This window comes from Streptomyces sp. CNQ085, from assembly GCF_022614595.1.
Lineage (GTDB): Bacteria > Actinomycetota > Actinomycetes > Streptomycetales > Streptomycetaceae > Streptomyces.
This window is the reverse complement of the sequence record NZ_JAJFAU010000002.1, coordinates 74,736-78,686: the sequence shown is the minus strand read 5'-3', so window position 1 is coordinate 78,686 and position 3,951 is coordinate 74,736. Positions and strand designations below refer to the sequence as shown.

General features: G+C 74.5%; 2 protein-coding genes. One reads left to right on the top strand and one right to left on the bottom strand.

What is annotated here, in order from left to right; translation table 11 throughout:
* Positions 1 to 250: 250 nt before the first annotated feature.
* Positions 251 to 1,777, bottom strand: coding sequence for a hypothetical protein (locus tag LJ221_RS01030; RefSeq protein WP_241712850.1), 1,527 nt, complete (start codon positions 1,775 to 1,777; stop codon positions 251 to 253).
* A gap of 272 nt (positions 1,778 to 2,049) precedes the next feature.
* On the opposite strand from LJ221_RS01030, the gene LJ221_RS01025 reads away from it, so the two are divergent.
* Positions 2,050 to 3,876 carry an endonuclease/exonuclease/phosphatase family protein gene (locus LJ221_RS01025; protein WP_241712848.1) on the top strand — a complete coding sequence of 609 codons (1,827 nt, stop codon included), beginning with the start codon at positions 2,050 to 2,052 and terminating at the stop codon, positions 3,874 to 3,876.
* The last annotated feature ends 75 nt before the right edge of the window (positions 3,877 to 3,951 follow it).

Genomic DNA, 3,951 nt, shown 5'->3' with positions numbered 1-3,951 from the left:
GATCACCACGGTCGCCGTGGTGATCCCGGCCCGGGGCGCCGAACGCGCCCGAGGCGCCGGCCAGGACGTCCGCGCTGCCGGTGAGGACGATCCCGGCCCCGGCCGCGACCGACCGCCTGCTGAGGTCCGGGCGGCCGGCTTCGCTGTTGGTCGGCATCGTCTCTCCCGTCGGCTCTGCGCGACAACACGACGCCGACCACCATCCCGCCCTCCGGCGAACGCCGGTTGAACGCGGGTCGAACCGGGCGGCTCAGCCGCGCGACCGCGCCCTGTACGCCGCCTTGCGGGCGTCCTTCGCCGCCTTGCGGTCGGGGTGCACACGGCTCATCGCCTCCAGCACCTCCCCGGTCGCCGGGTGGTCGACGCGCCACGCCTTCTCGAAGAAACCGCTGTGCTGGTCGACCAGGCCGCGCACCAGCTCGCGCAGCTCCTCCGAGTCGCCCCCGCCCTCCTCGGTGGCGAGCTGGGCGGCCAGGGTGTCCACGGTCAGCCAGAACACCATCTCCTCCGACGGCGCGGGCACGTCGGCGAAGCCGCGCTCGGAGAGCCACACCCGTGCCAGTCCGCCCAGGTGGCGGTCGTCGAGGACCTCGCGCAGGGCGGGCTCGGCCTCCGAGCCGGTGATCGAGAGGGCCTGCTGGCAGGCCAGGCGGCGGCGCGGCGCGTCCCGGTCGTCGCCCCGGGCGGCGGCGAGGAGTTCGCGGGCTGCCTCCAGGGGGGCGCGCCGGGCCAGCCACAGCTCGATCTCGTGGCGGGCCGCCTCCTCGCCGTGGCCGGGCAGGGCGCCCAGCAGGTCCCGGGCGCTCTCCCGCGCCAGGTCGCCCACGACCGGGGCCCGGACGCCTGCCTCCACCAGCCGCTGCCGCACTCCGTGGAGGCCGAGCGGGGTCAGCCGGACCATGCCGTAGCGGGTCAGGTCCTCCTCGTCCGGGCCTCCGAAGTCGCCGAGCCCCACGAGACCGTCGGGGCCGTCGGGCTCGTCGCCGTCGACCTCCTCGATCAGAGCCTCGTCCACGGGCCGGTAGTCGACGATCCCGGTCGGCTCCAGCATCCGGAACTGCTCGTCCAGCCTCACCATCGCCGTCGAGACGTCCTCCAGAACGGAGTCGGTGGGGTGCTCCATGTCCTCCGGGGCGATCATCGAGGCGGCGAGCACCGGCAGCGGCACCATCGCACCGGCCGTCACGGCGGGGTCGGTGGCGGTCAGGACGTAGAGGTTGCCCAGGGCGCCGTCGAGGAAGTCGGCCTCCTCCTCCGGGTCCCAGTCGAGCGCGTCGAGGTCGAGCGAGTCCGGGTCGGTCCGGCCGTCCCCGTCCTCGGCGCCCAGTACGCCGAGCAGGTCCTCCAGAGCGGGAGCCGCCGCGTCCGCGAGGGCCGTCTCCAGACCGTCGCGCCAGATGTCCAGTACGTCGGCGGGAGCGCCCCCGGTGAGCAGGGAGAGCTCCTCGCCGGGGACCGCCGTGCCGTCCTCGGCCTCGTCGGTCCCGTCGGCCCCGTCGCTTTCACGGATCTCCAGCAGGCCGGTGTCCAGGGCCGTGTCCCATGCCCGCTCGGCCTGCGCGAGCCCGTCCTCCCCGTCGAGGCCCAGGTGGGCGGCGGCCCGCTCCAGCGACTCGTCGGGCAGTTCGCCCCCGGCGCCGACCCGGATCCCCTCCCCGGCCCAGCGGGCGAGCCGGACGGCACGGGACAGCAGTGGCGCGGCCAGCGCGTCCCGCGCCAGTTCGGCTTCGGCGGGCAGCCGTACGGGCGGCACGGTGGGACGGTCGTCACCGGTCATGGGGGAGGGGCTCCTCGATTCGATGAGGCGGGCGTTGCGATCGCTGCCCCAGCGTAGACGGCCTCCGTCCCCACCGTCCGGTTCACCGTCCCTTCCGCCCGTGTACACCGGGGGCCGCTTGACAAGCACCTGACCAGAGCGGCACGTTACGCGCGTAGAAACCGAACGTGCGAACCACGGGCGGCGTCGTCGGATCCCGGTGCCGCGCTTCGGCTCCGTCCCCGGCACGCCCGGCGCGTCCGGCACCCACCGCACCGTCCCGGAGGGACCCCTTGAGCAGACCCCAGGCGGCCCGTACCGCCGCACTCACCGTCGCAGCCCTGACCTCGACGCTGCTGGCCGTCCCCGCCTCGGCGGCGGAGCCGGCCGACGCGGTCCGCATCCACGACATCCAGGGCGCCACCCGCGTCTCCCCGCTGGCCGGCGAGCAGGTGTCGCAGGTCCCCGGCGTCGTCACCGGCGTGCGCGCCTACGGCTCGCGCGGCTTCTGGATGCAGGACACCGCACCCGACGGGGACCCCGCCACCAGTGAGGGCCTCTTCGTCTACACCGGCTCCGCCCCCGAGGTGTCCGCCGGCGATCTGGTGAGCGTCTCGGGCACGGTCACCGAGTACCGCCCCGGCGGCGACTCCTCGGGCAACCAGACCCTCACCCAGATATCCCGCCCTCGGGTGACCGTCGTCTCCTCCGGCAACCGGCTGCCCGCCCCGGTGACCCTGGACTCCGCCTCCGTTCCCGAGACGTACGCGCCCCAGGGCGACCCGGCCGCGGGCGGGAGCATCGAGGGACTGAGGCTGCGCCCCGGGACCTACGCGCTGGACCTGTACGAGTCCCTGGAGGGCATGGACGTGCAGATCCGCGATGCCCGCGTGACCGGTCCCAGCACCGAGTACGCCGAGCTGTGGGTGACCGTCGAGCCGGAGCGGAACCCCTCGGTGCGCGGCGGCACCGTCTACGGCGGCTACGACGAGCAGAATCCCGGCCGCCTCAAGGTCGAATCGCTCGTCCCGCTGTCCCAGGAGCCCTTCCCCGCCGCGAACACCGGCGACGTGCTGGCCGGTGCCACCACCGGCCCTCTGGACTACGAGCAGTACGGCGGCTACCTGGTGGCCGCCCGCGAACTGGGCGAGGTCGAGGACCGCGGCCTGGAGCGCGAGCGCACCCGCGCCCAGCACAGCGGCGAACTGGCCGTGGCCACCTACAACGTGGAGAACCTCCACCCGGGTAACAGCCAGGAGAAGTTCGACCGGCTGGCCCGGGGCGTGGTGGACAACCTCGCCTCCCCCGACATCCTCGCCCTGGAGGAGGTCCAGGACGACAACGGCCCGGTGAACGACGAGGTGGTCTCCGCCGACGCCACGCTCGCGAAGCTCACCGACGCCATCGCGGCCGCGGGCGGCCCGCGCTACGAGTGGCGTGCCGTCGATCCCGTCGACGACGCCGACGGCGGCCAGCCCGGCGGCAACATCCGCAACGTCTTCCTCTTCAACCCCGGGCGGGTCTCCTTCGTGGACCGCCCCGGCGGCGACGCCACCACCGCGGTCGGCGTGGAGCGCGAGCGCGGCCGGGCCGTGCTCACCCACTCCCCCGCCCGCGTCGCGCCGAACGACACGGCCTGGGAGGACAGCCGCAAACCGCTGGCCGGCGAGTTCCGCTTCCGCGGCCGCACCGTCATCGTGGTCGCCAACCACTTCGCCTCCAAAGGCGGCGACCAGTCCCTGCACGCGGCCGTCCAGCCGCCCGAGCGCTCCTCCGAGGTCCAGCGCACCGCGCAGGCCAGGGTGGTCAACCACTTCGTGCGGCAGGTGCTGACGGTGCAGCGGAAGGCGGACGTCGTCGTCCTCGGCGACATCAACGACTTCGAGTTCTCCGCCACCACCCGCGAGCTGACCGCGGGCGGCGCGCTGCGCAGCGCGGTGCTCTCGCTGCCCGAGGAGGAGCGCTACACCTACGTCTACGACGGCAACGCCCAGGTGCTGGACCAGACCCTGGTCTCCCCGGGCATCCGCCGCTTCGACTACGACATCGTGCACGTCAACGCGGAGTTCGCCGACCAGGTGAGCGACCACGACCCCCAGGTGATCCGCTTCCGTCCCTGAGGCGGGGCCCCGCGAGAACCGGGCGGGGGGGGGGGGGGGGGGGGGGGGGGGGGGGGGGGGGGGGGGGGGGGGGGG